Raw genomic sequence first — 17835 nt, 5'->3', positions numbered from 1 at the left:
CGACCAAAGGTGTGACTGTAGGAAAGAAAATGACAAAAAAATTGGAATATCCAGAAACAGGACAGCTTGGGCCGGTAGAGCCAGGTTCGCTGTTAATCACGAATGTTAAACCGTATGGCGAGGGTGACGGCGTTAATGTTCTCATTGTGGACGGTATCATTGCTGGTATCGGCGATGAACTTTTCGACGCTGACCGAGTGGTGGACGGTCAAGGTGGAGTGCTGCTGCCGGGTTTGGTTGACATGCATGTTCACCTACGTGAACCTGGTCGTGAGGACACCGAGACCATTGCTACTGGTTCCGCCGCTGCGGCGAAAGGTGGTTTTACCGCTGTTTTTACCATGGCGAATACCATGCCAGTTATGGATCAGCCGGTTATTGCCGAGTCAGTGTGGTACAAGGGCCAGCAGGTCGGCCTATGCGACGTTCACCCAGTTGGTTCGATAACAAAAGGCTTGGCTGGTAAGGAACTTACCGAATTCGGGATGATGGCTCACTCCGATGCCAAGGTACGAATGTTTTCGGATGATGGAAAATGCGTTGATAATCCGCAGATTATGCGACGCGCGATTGAATATGCCAAAGGCCTTGACGTGCTTTTGGCTCAGCACTGTGAGGATCCACGGCTCACCGAAGGTGCTGTGGCGCACGAAGGGGAAGTGGCCGCCACCCTCGGGCTACGAGGATGGCCACGGGTAGCCGAGGAATCCATAGTTGCGCGTGACGCATTGCTGTGTCGCGATTATGGCAATCGCATGCACATTTGTCACGCATCGACTGCTGGAACGGTGGAATTAGTCCGGTGGGCAAAAGCACAGGGAATCCCGTTAACCGCAGAAGTTACCCCGCATCACCTATTGCTTACCGATGAACGTCTACGCACGTATGACGGGGTTAATCGTGTCAATCCACCACTGCGTGAAAAATCAGATACCTTAGCGCTGCGTGATGCGCTTTTGGACGGCACCATCGACTGCATCGCAACTGACCATGCTCCGCATGGCTCGGAAGAAAAATGCTGCGAATTTGAACACGCGAAGCCTGGAATGCTGGGCCTGGAAACCTCGCTGGCTATCGTCGCAAAGCTCTTTGTTGCAACCGGCCTTGCGGATTGGCGCTTTATTGCAAAGATCATGAGCGAACGCCCAGCCGAAATTCTCCGGTTGCCGGGGCACGGGCGGCCGATTTCCGTCGGGGAACCCGCCAACCTAACCATCATTGACCCGGGCCAACCATGGACCGTTAACAGCACTGAACTTGCATCTAAGTCTGAAAACACCCCATTTGAAGGTATGTCTTTTGACGCCAAAGTGACGACAACGATCTTGCGGGGTCGGTTGACCTGCATTGACGGTCAGCCTGCTGAGCCACGAACCAGTGCAGAATAATGCAACCGCTAACCACCAACGCAACAAAAACTTCCAGCTCATCGGAAAATCAGAAAGGTGATGTTGTGACACAATCTTCTTCCGCTAATCAAAATTCCAAAGCCTTGCTTGTGTTGAGCGACGGAAAAGTCTTTACCGGTAGTAGTTTTGGCGCCACCGGAACCACCCTTGGTGAAGCAGTGTTCACCACCGCAATGTCGGGTTACCAGGAAACCATGACGGACCCGTCGTATCACCGCCAGATCGTGGTGACAACCGCACCGCACATCGGAAACACCGGCTGGAATGATGAAGATAACGAATCCCACGGCGATAAAATCTGGGTTGCAGGTTTGGTAATCCGAGACCTCTCTGCGCAGGTATCCAATTGGCGGGCGAAACGCAGCCTTGAAGAGGAGATGCTAGCACAAGGGTTGATAGGGATTAAAGGGGTCGATACCCGCGCAATCGTTCGGCATTTAAGAAACTACGGATCGGTCGCAGCAGGGATATTCTCCGGTGATGATGCCAAGAAACCTCTCGATGAGCTTCTAGAAATAGTGCGAAGCCAACCATCCATGGCCGGCTTAGACCTCTCCCAAGAAGTATCGACCAAAGATGCATACGAAGTTCCGGCCGAAGGCGAAGAACGGTTTACCGTTGTTGCCTACGACATGGGGATTAAAACAAACACTCCACGCAACTTTGCTAAACGTGGTATCCGTACCGTGGTCGTGCCCGCTAATACTCCATTCGAGCAGATCACACAGTACCAACCAGACGGCGTGTTTATCTCCAATGGTCCGGGCGACCCGGCAACTGCAGACACGATGGTGGAAATAGTCAAAGAAATCTTGGCAGCGAAACTCCCACTTTTTGGAATCTGCTTCGGCAACCAAATTCTCGGTCGGGCATTGGGTTTGGAAACCTACAAACTAAAATTCGGCCACCGTGGCGTCAACGTTCCGGTCTTAAACCACACCACCGGAAAAATCGACATCACCAGCCAAAATCACGGTTTCGCCTTGAAAGGTACGGCAGGCGAAGTATTCGACACACCATTTGGCCCAGCACAGGTAACCCACACGTGTCTCAACGACGGAACTGTGGAAGGCGTCGCCCTTACCAGCGGATTGGCCTACTCCGTCCAATACCACCCGGAGTCGGCGGCTGGCCCCAACGACGCCAACCCGCTATTTGACCAGTTCATTTCGTTAATGACGCACAACCGCGGCCAAAACTAACACTCACCAGGAAAACAGGGAGAACAAACTTATGCCAAAGCGTAATGACATCACACATGTCCTGGTAATCGGCTCTGGACCCATCGTAATCGGTCAAGCCTGCGAATTTGATTATTCCGGCACTCAAGCCTGCCGCGTGCTCAAACAAGAGGGAATGCGGGTTACCCTCATCAACTCCAACCCAGCAACCATCATGACCGACCCCGAGTTCGCGGACCACACCTACGTGGAACCCATCGAGCCCGAGGTTATAGAGAAAATCTTCGAAAAAGAGATCGCACAGGGTCATCCGATCGATGCGGTTCTGGCGACACTAGGCGGGCAAACCGCACTGAACGCAGCTATCCAATTGGATCGCCGCGGTTCCTTGGAGAAATACGGGGTGGAACTAATTGGTGCGGACATCGATGCTATTGAACGTGGTGAGGACCGGCAAAAGTTCAAAGACATCGTCGCAGCAATCGGCGGCGAGTCCGCCCGCTCGCGAGTGTGCCACACCATGGAAGAAGTAAGAGAAACCGTGGCGGAACTGGGCTTGCCCGTGGTGGTGCGCCCTTCCTTCACCATGGGTGGGCTCGGTTCTGGTCTAGCGTTTAACGATGAAGACTTAGAGCGCATCGCTGGCGGCGGATTAGCGGCGTCACCGGAAGCCAATGTGCTGATTGAAGAATCAATCTTGGGATGGAAAGAATACGAACTCGAGTTAATGCGCGACAGCGCTGACAATGTGGTCGTGATCTGCTCCATCGAAAACGTCGACGCACTCGGGGTACACACGGGCGACTCGGTAACGGTTGCACCAGCTATGACGCTGACAGACCGGGAATTCCAGAAGATGCGGGACCAAGGCATTGCCATTATCCGCGAGGTGGGTGTGGATACCGGCGGATGTAATATCCAATTCGCCCAAAACCCTAAAGACGGTCGTTTGATTACCATCGAGATGAATCCCCGGGTGTCGCGTTCCTCGGCGCTCGCTTCCAAGGCTACTGGTTTCCCGATTGCAAAGATCGCGGCGAAGTTGGCCATTGGCTACACCTTGGATGAAATCACCAACGACATCACCGGAGTAACCCCGGCAGCGTTTGAGCCGACACTCGATTACGTGGTTGTCAAGGCTCCCCGGTTCGCGTTTGAGAAGTTCGTCGGCTCTGATGACACGCTTACGACCACAATGAAATCGGTTGGTGAGGCGATGGCATTGGGCCGCAACTACGTCTCGGCCTTGGGCAAGGTCATGCGGTCGCTGGAGAATAAACAGGCCGGGTTCTGGACTGTGCCGGACGAGGCTTTCGCAGGAGACAAGGCCGCGGATGTTCAGGCTCTTTTAACAGATTTGAAACGTCCAACAGAGGGACGGATGTACGATGCCGAATTGGCATTGCGGCTCGGTGCTTCTGTCGAAGACGTGTATCAAGCCTCCGGGATTGACCCATGGTTCCTTGCTGAATTAAAACAATTAGTGGACTTCCGTCAGGAATTGGTTGAAGCCAAGACGCTTGATGAGAACTTGCTGCGTCGGGCAAAATTCTATGGTCTTTCCGACCGGCAGATCGCAGCTTTGCGCCCTGAATTCGCAGGTGAGGATGGTATTCGGCGGTTACGCTGGTCGTTGGGAATCCGTCCTGTCTTTAAAACTGTTGATACCTGTGCGGCGGAATTCGAGGCGAAAACCCCGTACCATTACTCCGCTTATGAGCTTGACCCGGCCGCAGAATCGGAAGTACAGCCACAAACCGAAAAAGACAAGATTCTGATTTTGGGCTCTGGCCCTAACCGGATCGGTCAGGGCATTGAGTTTGATTATTCCTGTGTTCACGCCGCCTTGGAGTTATCGCGCGTTGGCTACGAAACCGTCATGGTCAATTGCAATCCAGAAACCGTATCCACCGACTACGACACCGCAGACCGCCTCTATTTCGAGCCGCTGACCTTCGAAGACGTAATGGAGGTTTATCACGCCGAATCGCAGTCCGGAACGGTTGCGGGTGTGATCGTTCAGCTTGGTGGTCAAACCCCACTCGGATTGGCAGAGAAATTACGTGACGCTGGGGTGCCGGTAATCGGAACCACCCCTGAGGCAATTAACCTCGCAGAAGACCGCGGTGAATTTGGTGAAGTACTGCGCAAGGCCAATCTGCCTGCGCCAGCCTTTGGTACGGCGACCTCCTTCGATGAGGCAAAAGCGGTCGCCGCAACGATCGGTTATCCGGTGTTGGTGCGCCCATCTTATGTGCTGGGCGGTCGCGGCATGGAAATAGTTTATGACGAGACTTCCTTAGCGGACTATATCGAACGTGCTACGGAAATCACCTCCGACCATCCGGTTTTGGTCGACCGGTTCCTGGATTCCGCTATTGAGATTGACGTCGATGCGCTTTGCGACGGTGAGGACGTCTACCTGGCTGGCGTTATGGAGCATATTGAGGAGGCTGGCATTCACTCTGGTGACTCCGCCTGCGCGTTGCCGCCGATGACCCTTGGCCCGGAGGACATTGAGAAAGTCCGGAAATCCACGGCAGCCTTGGCACACGGAATCGGCGTCAAGGGGCTTATGAACGTCCAGTTTGCGCTCAAAGACGACATTTTGTACGTCATTGAGGCCAATCCGCGGGCGTCGCGTACCGTTCCATTTGTTTCCAAAGCCACTGGGGTTCACCTGGCGAAGGCAGCATCGCGGATCATGACCGGATCGACGATTAAGCAGCTGCAAGCCGAGGGCATGATTCCAACCGATTACGATGGCGGTTCGTTGCCCCTTGATTGCCCAATCGCGGTTAAAGAAGCTGTTTTACCGTTCAACCGATTCCGTCGCCCTGACGGCACGATGTTGGACACTCTTCTATCGCCAGAGATGAAGTCTACCGGTGAGGTTATGGGCTTAGCCGACAACTTCGGTGCCGCCTACGCCAAAGCGGAACAAGCTGCGTTTGGTGCGTTACCCACTGGCGGTACTGTGTTCGTTTCGGTAGCTAACCGCGATAAACGAACCCTAATCTTCCCGATCCAACGCTTGGCATCGCTGGGCTTTAAGATGCTTGCCACCGCAGGTACAGCCGCAATGCTGCGCCGCAATGGTGTTGAGTGCGAAACGGTATTGAAGCGTTCCGAGGCTGAAGAAGGCGGCAACGTCGGAAAGCAGTCCATCGTGGATCTGATTCGGGCAGGTGAGGTTGATTTGATCCTCAATACGCCTGCTGGATCCGCTGGTGCGCGTCACGATGGCTACGAGATTCGTGCCGCTGCGGTGAGTGTGGGTATCCCACTTGTCACCACCGTGCAGGGCGTTACCGCCGCAGTACAGGGAATCGAGGCTTTACAGACCGGCGAGTTAAGCGTGCGTGCGTTGCAGGAACTAGATCACAGCCCAATTAAGGAGTAATGACGTGAGCGAACGTGAAACTTTTGGGGAGCGGCTTTTCGACGTTTCCCGGCGTCGCGGTCGGCTATGTGTGGGAATTGATCCGCACCCAGAGCTTTTGAAAAACTGGGGTCTTAGCGTGGATCTGATGGGGCTGCGAACATTTTCAGAAATCTGTGTTGCTGCCTTTGGCTCTACAGCTGCCTTGGTAAAACCGCAGGTAGCGATGTATGAGGCGTTTGGCTCAGGCGGGTACGCAGTTTTGGAGCAGACGATCCAAGACCTGCGTGCGCAGGGTGCCCTGGTTTTGGCCGACGCGAAGCGGGGCGACATCGGCTCCACCATGGCCGCCTATGCCAGAGCCTGGCTGGCGGATGAATCACCGTTGTGTTCCGATGCAGTCACGGTTTCGCCATATTTGGGCTTCGGTTCGTTGCAGCCTGCCCTGGAGTTGGCGAAAGCTACTGGTCGCGGAATTTTCGTGCTCGCGGCGACGTCGAATCCAGAAGGACGTCAAGTCCAAAGCAGCATCACTACCAGCGGTGAGCGGCTGGATGAACTGATGGTTGCGGAAGCCTCGGCATGCAATGCGCCGTATAAGGCAGCAAGAGTATTTGGGTACGTCGGCGTCGTGATAGGAGCAACGCTTAAGCAGGTGCCAGATGTCACGGGGCTTAATGGCCCGGTTCTTATGCCTGGTGTCGGTGCCCAAGGCGCCGATGCAGCTGACGTGGCCCGGATTGCCAAAGAGGCTAACGCATGGGCGTTTCCCAATATGTCGCGGGAGATCTTGAAAGTCGGCCCAAATACCGAGAAACTCGCCGCTGCGGTAACCTCGGCGGCGAAGGACTATCCGGAAAAAAGTGCTTAAATTTTTCGACACCGGATTGTGGTTTTCGGTCACAAACTGTTCGAAAACCCCTGGACGTGTCGCGTGAAGGATATTTTTAATAATTCTTCATATTCCCAGTTCAGCGTAGTTTTGTTTGCCGCAGGTTACTAATTAAGTGACCTGCGGTTTTCTAAAATAAACACGCCGTTACCTAGGTTTTTGTATTTAGGTGTTAAACTTATGCGGAATCTACCGGGTGCTGCCCTCACACGCATCCTGCGTGTATGGTAGATTTCCGCAGGTGGAGAATCGCTCCACCACTCATCAAAAAATATTTTCCAGACTTTATTGAATCGGAGGAATCCCGTGGCCCTTCCACAGTTAACCGATGAGCAGCGCAAGGAAGCCCTCGCAAAAGCAGCTGAGGCTCGTAAGGCACGTGCGGAGCTCAAGGAACAGCTCAAGCGCGGCGATATTTCCCTGAAGGAGGTTCTCGCTAAGGCTTCGACCGATGAGATCATTGGCAAGACCAAGGTTTCTGCACTCCTGGAATCCCTGCCTAAGGTGGGCAAGGTAAAAGCAAAGGAAATCATGGAAGAGTTGGAGATCGCTCAGACTCGTCGTCTGCGCGGACTCGGTGACCGCCAGCGCCGCGCCCTTCTGGAGCGCTTCGGCTTCTCCGAGGACTAGGCGGATGTCTGGCGATAACCGTCAAGGCCAATTAGTTGTTTTGCTCGGACCTTCTGCCGTGGGAAAATCCACGGTGGTTAATCGCCTGCGCGAAGACATAGCCGACCTGTATTTTTCCGTCTCCATGACAACCCGTGCGCCCCGCCCGGGTGAGGTGGATGGAATCGACTATTTCTTTGTTACGCCTGAGGAGTTTCAACAACGCATTGACGCCGGAGAGATGCTCGAGTGGGCAGATATTCACGGTGGACTACAGCGTTCAGGAACTCCAGCGGAACCAATTGAAGCTGCTTTGGCTGCCGGTCGGCCGGTGCTAGTTGAAGTGGATTTGGTTGGCGCCCGTAATGTTGCCGCTTTAAAACCAGAGGCGGAAACAGTGTTTTTGGCACCACCTTCGTGGGATGTGTTAGTAGAACGGCTAACCGGTCGTGGCACTGAAGCGGAGCATGTTATAGCTCGTCGGTTGGAAACTGCACGGACTGAGCTTGACGCCATGAACGAATTTCGCCATGTCGTCGTCAATGACGATGTGGAAGAGGCAGTCGCTGCGATTAGTGATATCCTCTTAGGTCGTAACCTCTAGGGGTTATCTACTATGATGTATGAAACCGAGAGGTTTTATGCGGCTACCAAGTGTTCGATACGCACTTGTAGCCGGTTTGCAAGGACTTTAAACGTAAGGTGAAAGAGACCCAACGTGAGCAACGTTATGGAAAGCAACCAGGGCGTATATGATACCCCGACCGGTATTACCGATCCGCCAATCGACGAACTTTTAGGGCGTGTTTCGTCTAAGTACGCGTTGGTAATTTTTGCGGCTAAGCGCGCCCGGCAGATCAACTCTTATTTCCAACAGGAAGACGAAGGTGTCTTTGAATTCGTTGGCCCGTTGGTTACTCCGAAAAACCAGGAGAAGCCGCTATCAATCGCGTTACGCGAAATTGAAGCTGGTCTCTTAGACCACGAAGAAGGCTAAGATACGATCAACGTAGTGTTGAAACCTCTGTCACATACGGGAAACCCGAAGTGATGGAGGTTTTGCCATACCAGAAAACTTTTGGTTCATCGTTTTATTTGTTTTAATTGCCATCCCGTAATTGTGAGATGACAATGCACACGGCACAATGTTTAACATAGTGGTCGATAGCGGCGCTTGGTTAGCTATAGTTGCGATGGGATTTTAATTACATGGATCAAAAAAACCGAAATGTTGTTGTAGGCGTGTCTGGCGGCATTGCTGCATATAAAGCGTGTCATCTTATTAGAAATTTCACCGAGGCGGGCGACAACGTAAAAGTCGTTCCGACAGAAGCAGCGTTGAATTTCGTCGGTAAGGCAACGTTCGAAGCGCTTAGCGGAAATCCAGTATCAACTAGTGTTTTTGACGCGGTGGATGAAGTTCGCCACGTCCACATTGGACAAAATGCGGATCTTGTTGTTGTTGCACCTGCTACGGCAGACCTTTTAGCACGGGTAGCCGCCGGCCGGGCTGATGATTTGCTAGCCGCCACGATTTTGGTTGCTACCTGCCCAGTGGTTTTAGCGCCTGCGATGCATACCGAAATGTGGGAAAACCCAGCCACGCAAGCAAATGTTGCGACGTTACGCAGTCGAGGTATCACTGTTTTGGCCCCAGCACACGGCCGTCTCACAGGAAAGGATACGGGGGCGGGCAGACTTCCTGAGCCGGAGCAAATTGCAGATTTAGCGCGGGTGGTGTCAGCGGGGGAGAGCCTACAGCAAAGTTTGGCTGATAAGCGAGTCTTAGTAACCACAGGTGGAACTCGCGAGGCAATCGACCCGGTGCGGTTTATCGGCAACCACTCCTCTGGCCGACAAGGCTATGCCCTGGCCGAAATTGCTGCCCATCGAGGGGCAAGGGTAACCATCGTTGCAGCGGCAACTGAAAAACTGTTACCCCCAAGCGGAGCGGAGGTGATTTCCGTGCGATCAGCCCGTGAAATGCAAAGTGTTGTGTGTGATTTAGCACCCGATATGGACATCATTGTCATGGCGGCGGCGGTAGCTGATTTCCGGCCTGAGGAAGTTGCTACAACAAAAATGAAGAAGGGGCACGAAACTGAGGGCGGTCTACGGCACATTCAGTTGGTGGAAAATCCAGACATTCTCAAAGGCTTGGTTGAACTGCGTGAAGCTGGAGATATTTCTTTAGCAACCTCGATTGTCGGTTTCGCAGCGGAAACAGGAGATGATCAGTATTCAGCTCTTGACTACGCTAGAGCAAAGATCGCTAAAAAGGGCTGCGACCTCCTTATGTGTAATGAAGTCGGCGATGACAAGGTTTTTGGGAAACCTGAAAACGAAGGTTTCTTGATTGATGCTCTAGGAAACGTAACGGAAATTCCAGTTGGAACCAAACATCAAGTGGCAGCACGCATCCTTGATGCCGTCGAAAAGCTAACCCTGGACACTGCATTAAACTAAGCAGACTTGCCGAATTAGACAGCTTGGTCTATATTTGGTTCAACGCAACGGCCCAGGTCTTCAACCCACCACGGTCGAATCATTCGATGCGCAACTCATACACCAAACCCTACTTTCATTAACGAGGATCTTTTCATGTCCAACGAGGCTGCGACCACACGGTTGCGACTTTTTACCAGTGAGTCCGTGACCGAAGGGCACCCAGATAAAATCTGTGACGCTATTTCCGATGCCGTTTTGGATGCCATGTTAGAAAAGGATCCGCGATCCCGAGTGGCAGTCGAAACCCTCGTTACTACTGGACAGGTTCATGTTGTGGGTGAGGTGCGAACGGAATCGTATATTGATATTGCGACTCTAGTTCGGCAGACGCTAGTTGACATTGGGTTTACATCGTCCGATGTCGGTTTTGACGGCCGCACCTGCGGTGTCAATATTGCTATTGGTGAGCAATCGGCAGAGATTGGGGATTCAGTTTCCGTTTCACAAGAAGTACGTGATGGGCAACGAACTGACGACGACGATCAGGCTGGCGCAGGTGATCAAGGGCTTATGTTCGGGTACGCCTCGAATGAAACACCTGAGTTCATGCCACTACCCATCTCGCTTGCCCATCGACTTTCCAGACGGCTGACACAAGTACGTAAAGAAGGGATTGTTAGCAATTTACGTCCGGACGGAAAGACACAGGTAACCTTAGGGTACGATGATTCTGGCCGCCCGGTAAGTCTCGATACAATCGTTGTCTCCACACAACATGACCCGGAAGTCACTCAAGAGTGGCTGCGTGAACAAATTAAAGAACATGTCGTCGACTGGGTGATTGGTGATGCTGATTTAGCCCAGATTCTAGATGTTAGTGAGTACAACCTCCTTGTTAATCCTTCAGGTTCTTTCATCTTAGGTGGGCCCATGGGAGATGCTGGACTCACCGGCCGAAAAATCATCGTTGACACCTATGGGGGCATGGCTCGTCATGGTGGTGGGGCATTTTCTGGAAAGGATCCCAGCAAGGTTGACCGCTCCGCAGCTTATGCGATGCGGTGGGTCGCTAAGAATATTGTTGCTGCTGGTCTCGCGGATCGGGCGGAGGTGCAAGTTGCGTACGCTATCGGTCGGGCAAAACCGGTGGGGTTATATGTCGAAACCTTCGGAACCGCACGTGACGGACTATCCGATGCCGAGATTCAACGTGCGGTAGGTGAAGTCTTTGACCTTCGCCCGGCCGCAATCATCCGGGAACTAGATCTGTTGCGCCCCATCTACTCGCAAACTGCGGCTTATGGGCATTTTGGCCGTAACGATCTTGATCTGCCATGGGAACGCCTCGATAGAACAGATCAATTGCGGGCTGCAGTCGGGTTGAACTGATTGTGTAAATAATCAAGGGAGAAGGATAAGCCGCTAGAATCGTAACCATGCCGAAAACCCGCCAACCAGCCGCCAACGCGCCTGTTGCGCGGGTTTTGCCGTTGCTTAGAATAAGTCACCTTGACCGGATATTTGAATATCGGATCGACGAAGAGCAAGATATGGATGCACAACCGGGGGTTCGAGTTAGAATCCGGTTTGCGGGTCGGCTTATCGACGGAATTCTGCTTGAGCGCAGCTCTACGGCGGAACACACTGGTGCCTTGCAATGGCTTGACCGAGTAATTTCTTCCGACATCGTGTACCCCGAAAAAACACGACGACTCATTGAAGCCCTTTCCGAGCGATATGGGGGAATGACCAGTGACCTTATTCGCGCAGCGATCCCATCACGACACGCAAAGGCTGAAGAATCAGATACAAGCATTCCATGGGCGGGTTTGGGGGAGGCTAAAGAACCAGATTTGTCCTATTGGTCCAGTTATAACTATGGTGAGTCGTTTGTTGATGCCGTAATCACTGGGCACATTGCTCGTGCTGCTTGGCAGATTGCCCCTGGTGATGATTGGGCGGCTGCGCTTTGCTCCCTAGCGGTAAAAGTGGTCAAAGACGGATATGGAGCCTTGATTATCGTTCCAGATCAAAAGGACATTGATCAGCTTGTGTCAGCGGCTAAGGAATGGGTCTCCGCCAAACAAATTACAGTGCTCAACAGCCAAATGGGGCCACAGGCTCGGTATCGCCGGTTTTTGAGCGTCCTTAATGGACAAGGTCGGCTTGTTATAGGCACTCGTTCTGCTGCTTTCGCCCCGGTGGAAAACCTTTGTTTGGCCGTGATTAAGGATGATGGTGACGATAATCTGGTTGACCCTCGCGCACCCTATGTTCATGCCCGTGAAGTGCTAACAACAAGATCGACCCAAGAAAAATGCTCGTTGATACTTGCAGGGCATGGGCGTACTGCCGAAACGCAACTACTGGTGGAGTCTGGTTGGGCCCATGATCTTGTCGCCAGCCGCGATACCATCCGTACCCGAATGCCCAGGATAAGCGCAGCTGGCGATAGCGAAATCGCTCTCCAACGAGATAGGTTTGCCAAAAATTCCAGGCTTCCAAGCAGCGCTTATCAAGCGATTAAAGGCGCATTGGATAGATCTACGCCAGCTTTGATCCAAGTGCCGCGGACTGGTTATGTGCCCACGCTGGCCTGCAAAAGCTGCGGATCGCCTGCTAGATGTCGGCATTGCAATGGTCCACTTGGTTTAGATTCCGGATCGGTACAGTCATTGTTTCCTGGGCCGCAGAACCAACGTAATCGCGCACAGACAGCGCCACCACCTGCCAATGACCCATATGCGTCAAGTGTTCCTACCTGCCGGTGGTGTGGGCGAAAGGACAATCACTACCGGTGCGGTAGTTGCGGTAAATCGACGGTGCGTGCCGTCGTATTGGGGCATGACCGTACAGCAGAAGAATTTGGAAGGGCGTTTCCTAAAACACGCATTATCACATCAGGTGGTAATAAGATTCTCGACTCTATCCCAGCTGAACCAGCCATAGTGATCGCCACACCTGGTGCCGAACCGCTAGTGTCCGGTGGAGAATATGGTGCCGCTGTTTTCTTAGACACGTGGGCCATGTTGGGGCGGCAAGACCTACGAGCCACGGAAGACGCACTAGCTGCATGGCTGCGTGCGGCTCATTTGGTTGTTCGCCATTCTAAAGGGGGCGAAGTAGTAATTGTCGCTGATCCAGCACTTCCGGTGGTTCAACACCTCGTGCGGTGGGACGTGGTCGGTGCAGCTGAACGGGAACTAAAAGAACGTCGAGAAGTACGATTCCCGCCTACGGTTCACATGGCAGCTGTTGACGGTGCGGCCACTGCCATTAATAATTTTTTGGAATTGGCAGCCTTACCTGATCACGCCGAGATTCTGGGCCCAGTAGATCTACCACCAGGCCTGAGCTTGCCCGGTGAATACGATGAGTCACAGTATGGCCCCCCACAACGTATTCTGATTCGCACACCTCTAGGCCCCCGAAGCCAATTAGGCCATGCGCTACGAACAGCACAACGCGCGCGTGCACTTCGGAAAGAAAACCTGCCACTTAGAGTACAAATCGACCCGATCCGGATCGGGTAACTTAACGTTATCTTGGTTAATAACTAGACTGTTGGACTAGTATTCCAAAAGCTAGACCTGTTAACCAATAGTTCTTAAAATCTACACAAGGAAAAACCTAGGCCGATGACCATACGAGAAATCCGACTATTTGGCGATCCAGTATTAACCAGCCGCGCAGTCGAAGTAACCGAATTCGATGACTCCTTAGCGACACTTATCAATGACATGCTTGAAACCATGGATGATGCCAGCGGCGTTGGTCTTGCAGCAAACCAGATCGGGGTCCTACGGCGCGTCTTTGTTTTTGATTGCTCGCATACCGAAGATGGGTTGCGTGGCCATATCATTAATCCCACCTGGGAACCTGTGACCGAAGAAACCCAGACTGGCCCTGAGGGGTGTCTGTCAATACCTGATATTCGCGCTGATGTCACCCGGTATAATTCGGTGAAACTTACCGGAGTTGATCTCAACGGAAACTCTGTGACCATCATGGCCTCTGGTCTTATGGCTCGGTGTATCCAGCATGAAACTGATCACCTTGATGGACAATTATTTATCCGAAAGCTAGAGCCCTCTGATCGAAAAACCGCTATGGCCCACATCAGAAATTCTGAATGGTTTAATCGTACGTAACTAAAAAACTTAAGCCAACGAAAGAGAAAACGGTCATGCGACTAGTATTCGCCGGAACTCCGGAACCTGCAGTAATCGCACTTCGGGCATTACTTGAAAGCGATCACGAGATACTCGCGGTTGTCACTCGGCCCGATGCGCCCAAAGGAAGAGGTAGAACCCTACATCCTTCACCTGTGGCAGAATTGGCTGAGGCACACGGACTGGAAATTCTTAAACCAACAACGTTGAATCCAGAATCGGAAGAGGGGCAGGCGTTTCGGCAACGTCTGATGGAATTAGCGCCCGATTGCGTACCAGTAGTGGCCTATGGCAACTTGTTACCGGAAAGTTTATTGAGCCTAGTTCCGCATGGTTTCATCAACCTGCATTTTTCATTACTACCACGTTGGCGCGGCGCGGCCCCTGTACAAGCAGCAATAGCGGCGGGGGATCGGGTGACTGGGGCTACCACATTCCGTATTGATAGCGGACTTGACACCGGAGAGATCCTAGGTACCGTAACTGAAGAAATCAATGCAACAGATACTGCAGCGGATCTACTTGATCGGCTGGCACACTCTGGCGCACAGCTGTTGGAACGTACAGTTTCTGGGCTTGAAAACGATACGATCATGCCTGAACAACAAACTGGTGAAGCAAGCTATGCCAAAAAGATAACTCCATCAGATGCCCGGATTAACTGGTCTGATGCGGCAGAATCAATAGACCGTCATATCCGGGCAGTGACGCCAGCACCAGGTGCATGGACGACACTTAATGATCAACGGGTCAAACTCGAACCCGTGAAAACAATTACTTTAGATGCAAACTTGGAACCCGGCGAAATTGCGATCAACAAAAAAACGGTCGTGGTTGGAACAGGCTCCACCACGGTCCAGTTAAGCCGGATACAGGTACCGGGCAAGAAAATGATGGATGCAGCCGATTGGGGACGCGGACTAGGAACAACGGAGGGATTACGGTTCCAATGACAACTGAAAATAGTCACGGATTGGCTGCAAGTGGTGGGTTCCGATCGCGGTCAAATAAAAAAGATGGAAAACCAGAGCATGCGCCCGATAACCGTCGTAAAGCAAACAATGGCCATGGCAAGTCGAATCGCCAAGCGCGGCACAAGCAACCACGCCATACCGAATACCAACCAGGCGGTGACCCACGTCAACTCAATACGATTGACCTCGGCAGGGCTGTTGCCTTCGACGTTGTGTATCGAGTCGATACCCAAGACGCATATGCAAACCTTGTGTTGCCGAAAATGCTGCGGGATTTCAAAATCAAACGCCGAGATTCAGCATTTGCAACTGAGATAGCCTATGGGACGTTAAGAAACCAAGGTGTAATAGATAAGATAATCGCAGCTTCAGCCACTCGACCGCTCACAGACATTGATCCTGGAGTACTCAACGCGCTGAGGATAGGAACCTATCAACTCATTTACACTCGGGTTGATAACTATGCTGCGGTCGACTCAACCGTTAATCTAGTGGACGCGATTGGGCAAGAAAAAGCCAAAGGGTTCACAAATGGAGTGATGCGAAAAATTTCCCGCACCACCCCTGAAAAATGGTTCGAAAAACTACGACCAGTTGGCGAGATACCAGCGATTGCATTTAAACATTCGCACCCAGAATGGATAGCGGAGTCGTTTGCCAAGGTACTCGGAATTGGTGAATTAGCTGAGGCACTAGAGGCAGATTCCCGGCGCCCCGCGGTTCATCTTGTTGCACGACCCGGAGAGATCACTGCCGAAGAACTTGCATTGATGACGGAAGGTGAAGAAGGAAAATACTCACCTTACGCGGTATACCTTCCCGGTGGGGATCCTGGCAGGCTGGAAGCGGTTCGTGACGGACTTGCAGCAGTCCAAGACGAAGGGTCACAAATAATCGGCCGAGCCTTAGTCGAAGCACCGGTTATTGGAACCGATAACGGGCGATGGCTTGATCTTTGCGCTGGCCCTGGAGGCAAGGCCGCGCTCATTGGTTGCCTGGCACGTATCGACGGCGCCAGCGTCGATGCTGTTGAGATTCAGCCGCATCGTGCAGAACTGATTAGAAAGACCGTCTCAGGTTTACCGGTAACTGTACATAATCAAGATGGCAGGAAATTAACGTTGACACCGGGCTATGACCGCGTGCTTGTCGACGCCCCGTGCTCCGGACTGGGGGCGTTGCGTCGTCGGCCGGAGGCACGTTGGCGCAAACAAGAATCGGATATCGCTGATTTGGCAGTCTTGCAATATGAATTACTTGAATCAGCAGTAGCCATGACTAGGCCGGGTGGCGTGATTGTATATTCCACCTGTTCACCAGATCTACGCGAAACCCGAGCTATTGTGGATAAAGCGGTCAAACTATTGCCTATAGAAGAGCTAGATGCAGCGGAACTTAGCGGTGGGATGCCTAAAACAGGTGAGCACAAATCAGTGCAGATGTGGCCACACCGACACGGCACCGACGCTATGTTTTTCGCAGTACTAAGGAAGAATGAAAATTCTTAACCTGCCAGCAGCTATCAGTCAATTGGTTCCAGATGTAGCAGATCATCGTAAAAATTCTCACTACACTGGAACCCGGCGTTGGTTTCGATGATATATCCTTCTGAAAGTCGAGAATCCCACCAACCATGCACATAATTGCTGTTCCATCCGTCGGTGGTAAACCCAAATGGTTGATGGCTAAAACATAGTGGGAGCATCAGCTCATAACATGGATTTGTGTAATCTAATTGTCCTGGTTTACGAAGTAGAAAATCCTCGATTGATTGTGGGGTTTTTAATTGGCTGAGCAACCACAGCATCGCATCGTAAATCTGGTGCGAATTTTTATCATCATGCAAACCAAAATAGCCTTTGTCCTCAACAATTCGATTCCCAACTGTACGCAGTAGTGTTTCTATGTGTGCTTGCCTCTCCGGAACCTTGGCAAAAGCCCGATTTATTATTGGCGAAAAGGAACCGTTAGAAACAGAATTGAAAGCATCTTTGATGGTTTCTCTGGCATCGTCGAAAAGATCTTGATTAGCAAAACCCGAGATAAAGGTTGCGAAATCAGGGGCAATAACCTGCCAAGCGTAGTTTGCTTCTTGGTCTATATAAACTACTCGTGGCTCCCCGGACGGGCCGCATTCACGATAATCCAACAAGAACATTTCCGAACCTGCTGTTGGGGTCGTGGCAAAATAAACACCCCAGTCCGGATATCCGCACTCATTCTGCCAGTACCGAGAACCAGCCGACCCCAGCAACGAATAAGGCGCGGATGTCCCAATACCAAAGATGCCGGCTACTGCCACGTGGTCTTTGGCCCAGGTGGTAGGGGAAGCAGTGGGGTAACAATCATTGACTGGGACCCCACCGTTGCGGTTATGTGCAAGCTGAATGTAGGACTGCGGTAGCTTGTAGCCAAGTTCAGCTTCCACTTCGGCGATCGCGCTTTCAACCAGTGGCTCGCATTGAAAATTTTTGGCCCAATCGCTTTCTCGCCAGAAACCTTCAAAGTTGAACGTGGATAAATCGCTCACTCTGGATGCCACCTTTCATTTTGGGAAATACCTCACCAGTAAATAACTAGTGCCACGTATTTTCAGCAATATCCTGTGCGTTGCGGAGTCAGAATCTAAAAGCGGGATATCACATACGTCTTATTTTCTAAAAAGCGATCGTACCTTAGTTTAGGTTACATGTGGAGCACATTTGATAGGTTATACCAGTGGAGCTACGTGAATACATTTGGCATGAAGCCAAAAACTCACTGGACAT

At 52.0% G+C, this 17835-nt stretch carries 14 protein-coding genes; 13 read left to right on the top strand and 1 reads right to left on the bottom strand.

Annotation, left to right across the window (positions count from 1 at the left end; genetic code table 11):
• Positions 1 to 29: 29 nt before the first annotated feature.
• The 13 genes from CMUST_RS08365 (at position 30) to CMUST_RS08305 (ending at position 16575) form a co-directional block, all read left to right on the top strand.
• Positions 30 to 1388: a dihydroorotase gene (locus CMUST_RS08365; protein ID WP_047262143.1), complete on the top strand. Its 1359-nt coding sequence runs from the start codon at positions 30 to 32 to the stop codon at positions 1386 to 1388.
• Complete coding sequence (carA, locus tag CMUST_RS08360) at positions 1388 to 2611, top strand: glutamine-hydrolyzing carbamoyl-phosphate synthase small subunit (RefSeq protein WP_047262142.1); 1224 nt, start codon at positions 1388 to 1390, stop codon at positions 2609 to 2611. Before CMUST_RS08365 ends, carA begins: the two co-directional genes overlap by 1 nt.
• A gap of 31 nt (positions 2612 to 2642) precedes the next feature.
• The gene (carB, locus tag CMUST_RS08355) at positions 2643 to 5993 is read left to right on the top strand and encodes a carbamoyl-phosphate synthase large subunit (protein ID WP_047262141.1); all 3351 of its coding nucleotides are present in this window, start codon (positions 2643 to 2645) and stop codon (positions 5991 to 5993) included.
• Positions 5994 to 5997: 4 nt separating this feature from the next.
• Positions 5998 to 6843 (top strand): orotidine-5'-phosphate decarboxylase, encoded by an 846-nt coding sequence (pyrF, locus tag CMUST_RS08350; protein ID WP_047262140.1) that lies wholly within the window; start codon positions 5998 to 6000, stop codon positions 6841 to 6843.
• 327 nt (positions 6844 to 7170) lie between these two features.
• Entirely contained in the window at positions 7171 to 7494 is a 324-nt protein-coding gene (gene mihF / locus CMUST_RS08345; protein WP_047262139.1) for an integration host factor, actinobacterial type, read from the top strand.
• A 4-nt stretch (positions 7495 to 7498) separates the two neighbouring features.
• On the top strand, positions 7499 to 8077 hold the full coding sequence (gmk, locus tag CMUST_RS08340) for a guanylate kinase (RefSeq protein WP_047262138.1): 579 nt from the start codon (positions 7499 to 7501) through the stop codon (positions 8075 to 8077).
• A gap of 114 nt (positions 8078 to 8191) precedes the next feature.
• A complete protein-coding gene (gene rpoZ, locus CMUST_RS08335) occupies positions 8192 to 8470 on the top strand; it encodes a DNA-directed RNA polymerase subunit omega (RefSeq protein WP_047262137.1) in 279 nt (92 codons plus the stop codon).
• A 212-nt stretch (positions 8471 to 8682) separates the two neighbouring features.
• Positions 8683 to 9939, top strand: a complete 1257-nt coding sequence (coaBC, locus tag CMUST_RS08330; RefSeq protein ID WP_047262136.1) for a bifunctional phosphopantothenoylcysteine decarboxylase/phosphopantothenate--cysteine ligase CoaBC — start codon at positions 8683 to 8685, stop codon at positions 9937 to 9939.
• Between the two features lie 135 nt (positions 9940 to 10074).
• Positions 10075 to 11310, top strand: a complete 1236-nt coding sequence (metK, locus tag CMUST_RS08325) for a methionine adenosyltransferase (protein ID WP_047262135.1) — start codon at positions 10075 to 10077, stop codon at positions 11308 to 11310.
• Between the two features lie 47 nt (positions 11311 to 11357).
• Positions 11358 to 13454 (top strand): primosomal protein N', encoded by a 2097-nt coding sequence (locus tag CMUST_RS08320; protein ID WP_047262134.1) that lies wholly within the window; start codon positions 11358 to 11360, stop codon positions 13452 to 13454.
• A 105-nt stretch (positions 13455 to 13559) separates the two neighbouring features.
• Positions 13560 to 14072, top strand: coding sequence for a peptide deformylase (gene def / locus CMUST_RS08315; RefSeq protein ID WP_047262133.1), 513 nt, complete (start codon positions 13560 to 13562; stop codon positions 14070 to 14072).
• A 35-nt stretch (positions 14073 to 14107) separates the two neighbouring features.
• A complete protein-coding gene (gene fmt, locus CMUST_RS08310; protein ID WP_047262132.1) occupies positions 14108 to 15046 on the top strand; it encodes a methionyl-tRNA formyltransferase in 939 nt (312 codons plus the stop codon).
• On the top strand, positions 15043 to 16575 hold the full coding sequence (locus tag CMUST_RS08305) for an RsmB/NOP family class I SAM-dependent RNA methyltransferase (protein WP_047262131.1): 1533 nt from the start codon (positions 15043 to 15045) through the stop codon (positions 16573 to 16575). The genes fmt and CMUST_RS08305 overlap by 4 nt, the downstream gene beginning before the upstream one ends.
• Before the next feature lie 14 nt (positions 16576 to 16589).
• On the opposite strand, the gene CMUST_RS08300 is transcribed toward CMUST_RS08305, so the two are convergent.
• Positions 16590 to 17597 (bottom strand): SMI1/KNR4 family protein, encoded by a 1008-nt coding sequence (locus CMUST_RS08300; protein WP_047262130.1) that lies wholly within the window; start codon positions 17595 to 17597, stop codon positions 16590 to 16592.
• Between the last annotated feature and the right edge of the window lie 238 nt (positions 17598 to 17835).

The organism is Corynebacterium mustelae, from assembly GCF_001020985.1.
GTDB classification, from domain to species: Bacteria; Actinomycetota; Actinomycetes; order Mycobacteriales; family Mycobacteriaceae; genus Corynebacterium; species Corynebacterium mustelae.
The sequence above is the reverse complement of the archived record's forward strand: the minus strand, read 5'-3'. Positions and strand labels throughout refer to the sequence as shown.

Excerpts from the sequence above, each read along its gene's own strand:
- metK (WP_047262135.1), top strand. The coding sequence starts at position 10,075 with ATGTCCAACGAGGCTGCGACCACACGGTTGCGACTTTTTACCAGTGAG.
- CMUST_RS08305 (WP_047262131.1), top strand. The coding sequence starts at position 15,043 with ATGACAACTGAAAATAGTCACGGATTGGCTGCAAGTGGTGGGTTCCGA.
- carA (WP_047262142.1), top strand. The coding sequence starts at position 1,388 with ATGCAACCGCTAACCACCAACGCAACAAAAACTTCCAGCTCATCGGAA.
- coaBC (WP_047262136.1), top strand. The coding sequence starts at position 8,683 with ATGGATCAAAAAAACCGAAATGTTGTTGTAGGCGTGTCTGGCGGCATT.
- carB (WP_047262141.1), top strand. The coding sequence starts at position 2,643 with ATGCCAAAGCGTAATGACATCACACATGTCCTGGTAATCGGCTCTGGA.
- CMUST_RS08320 (WP_047262134.1), top strand. The coding sequence starts at position 11,358 with ATGCCGAAAACCCGCCAACCAGCCGCCAACGCGCCTGTTGCGCGGGTT.
- def (WP_047262133.1), top strand. The coding sequence starts at position 13,560 with ATGACCATACGAGAAATCCGACTATTTGGCGATCCAGTATTAACCAGC.
- CMUST_RS08365 (WP_047262143.1), top strand. The coding sequence starts at position 30 with ATGACAAAAAAATTGGAATATCCAGAAACAGGACAGCTTGGGCCGGTA.
- fmt (WP_047262132.1), top strand. The coding sequence starts at position 14,108 with ATGCGACTAGTATTCGCCGGAACTCCGGAACCTGCAGTAATCGCACTT.
- gmk (WP_047262138.1), top strand. The coding sequence starts at position 7,499 with ATGTCTGGCGATAACCGTCAAGGCCAATTAGTTGTTTTGCTCGGACCT.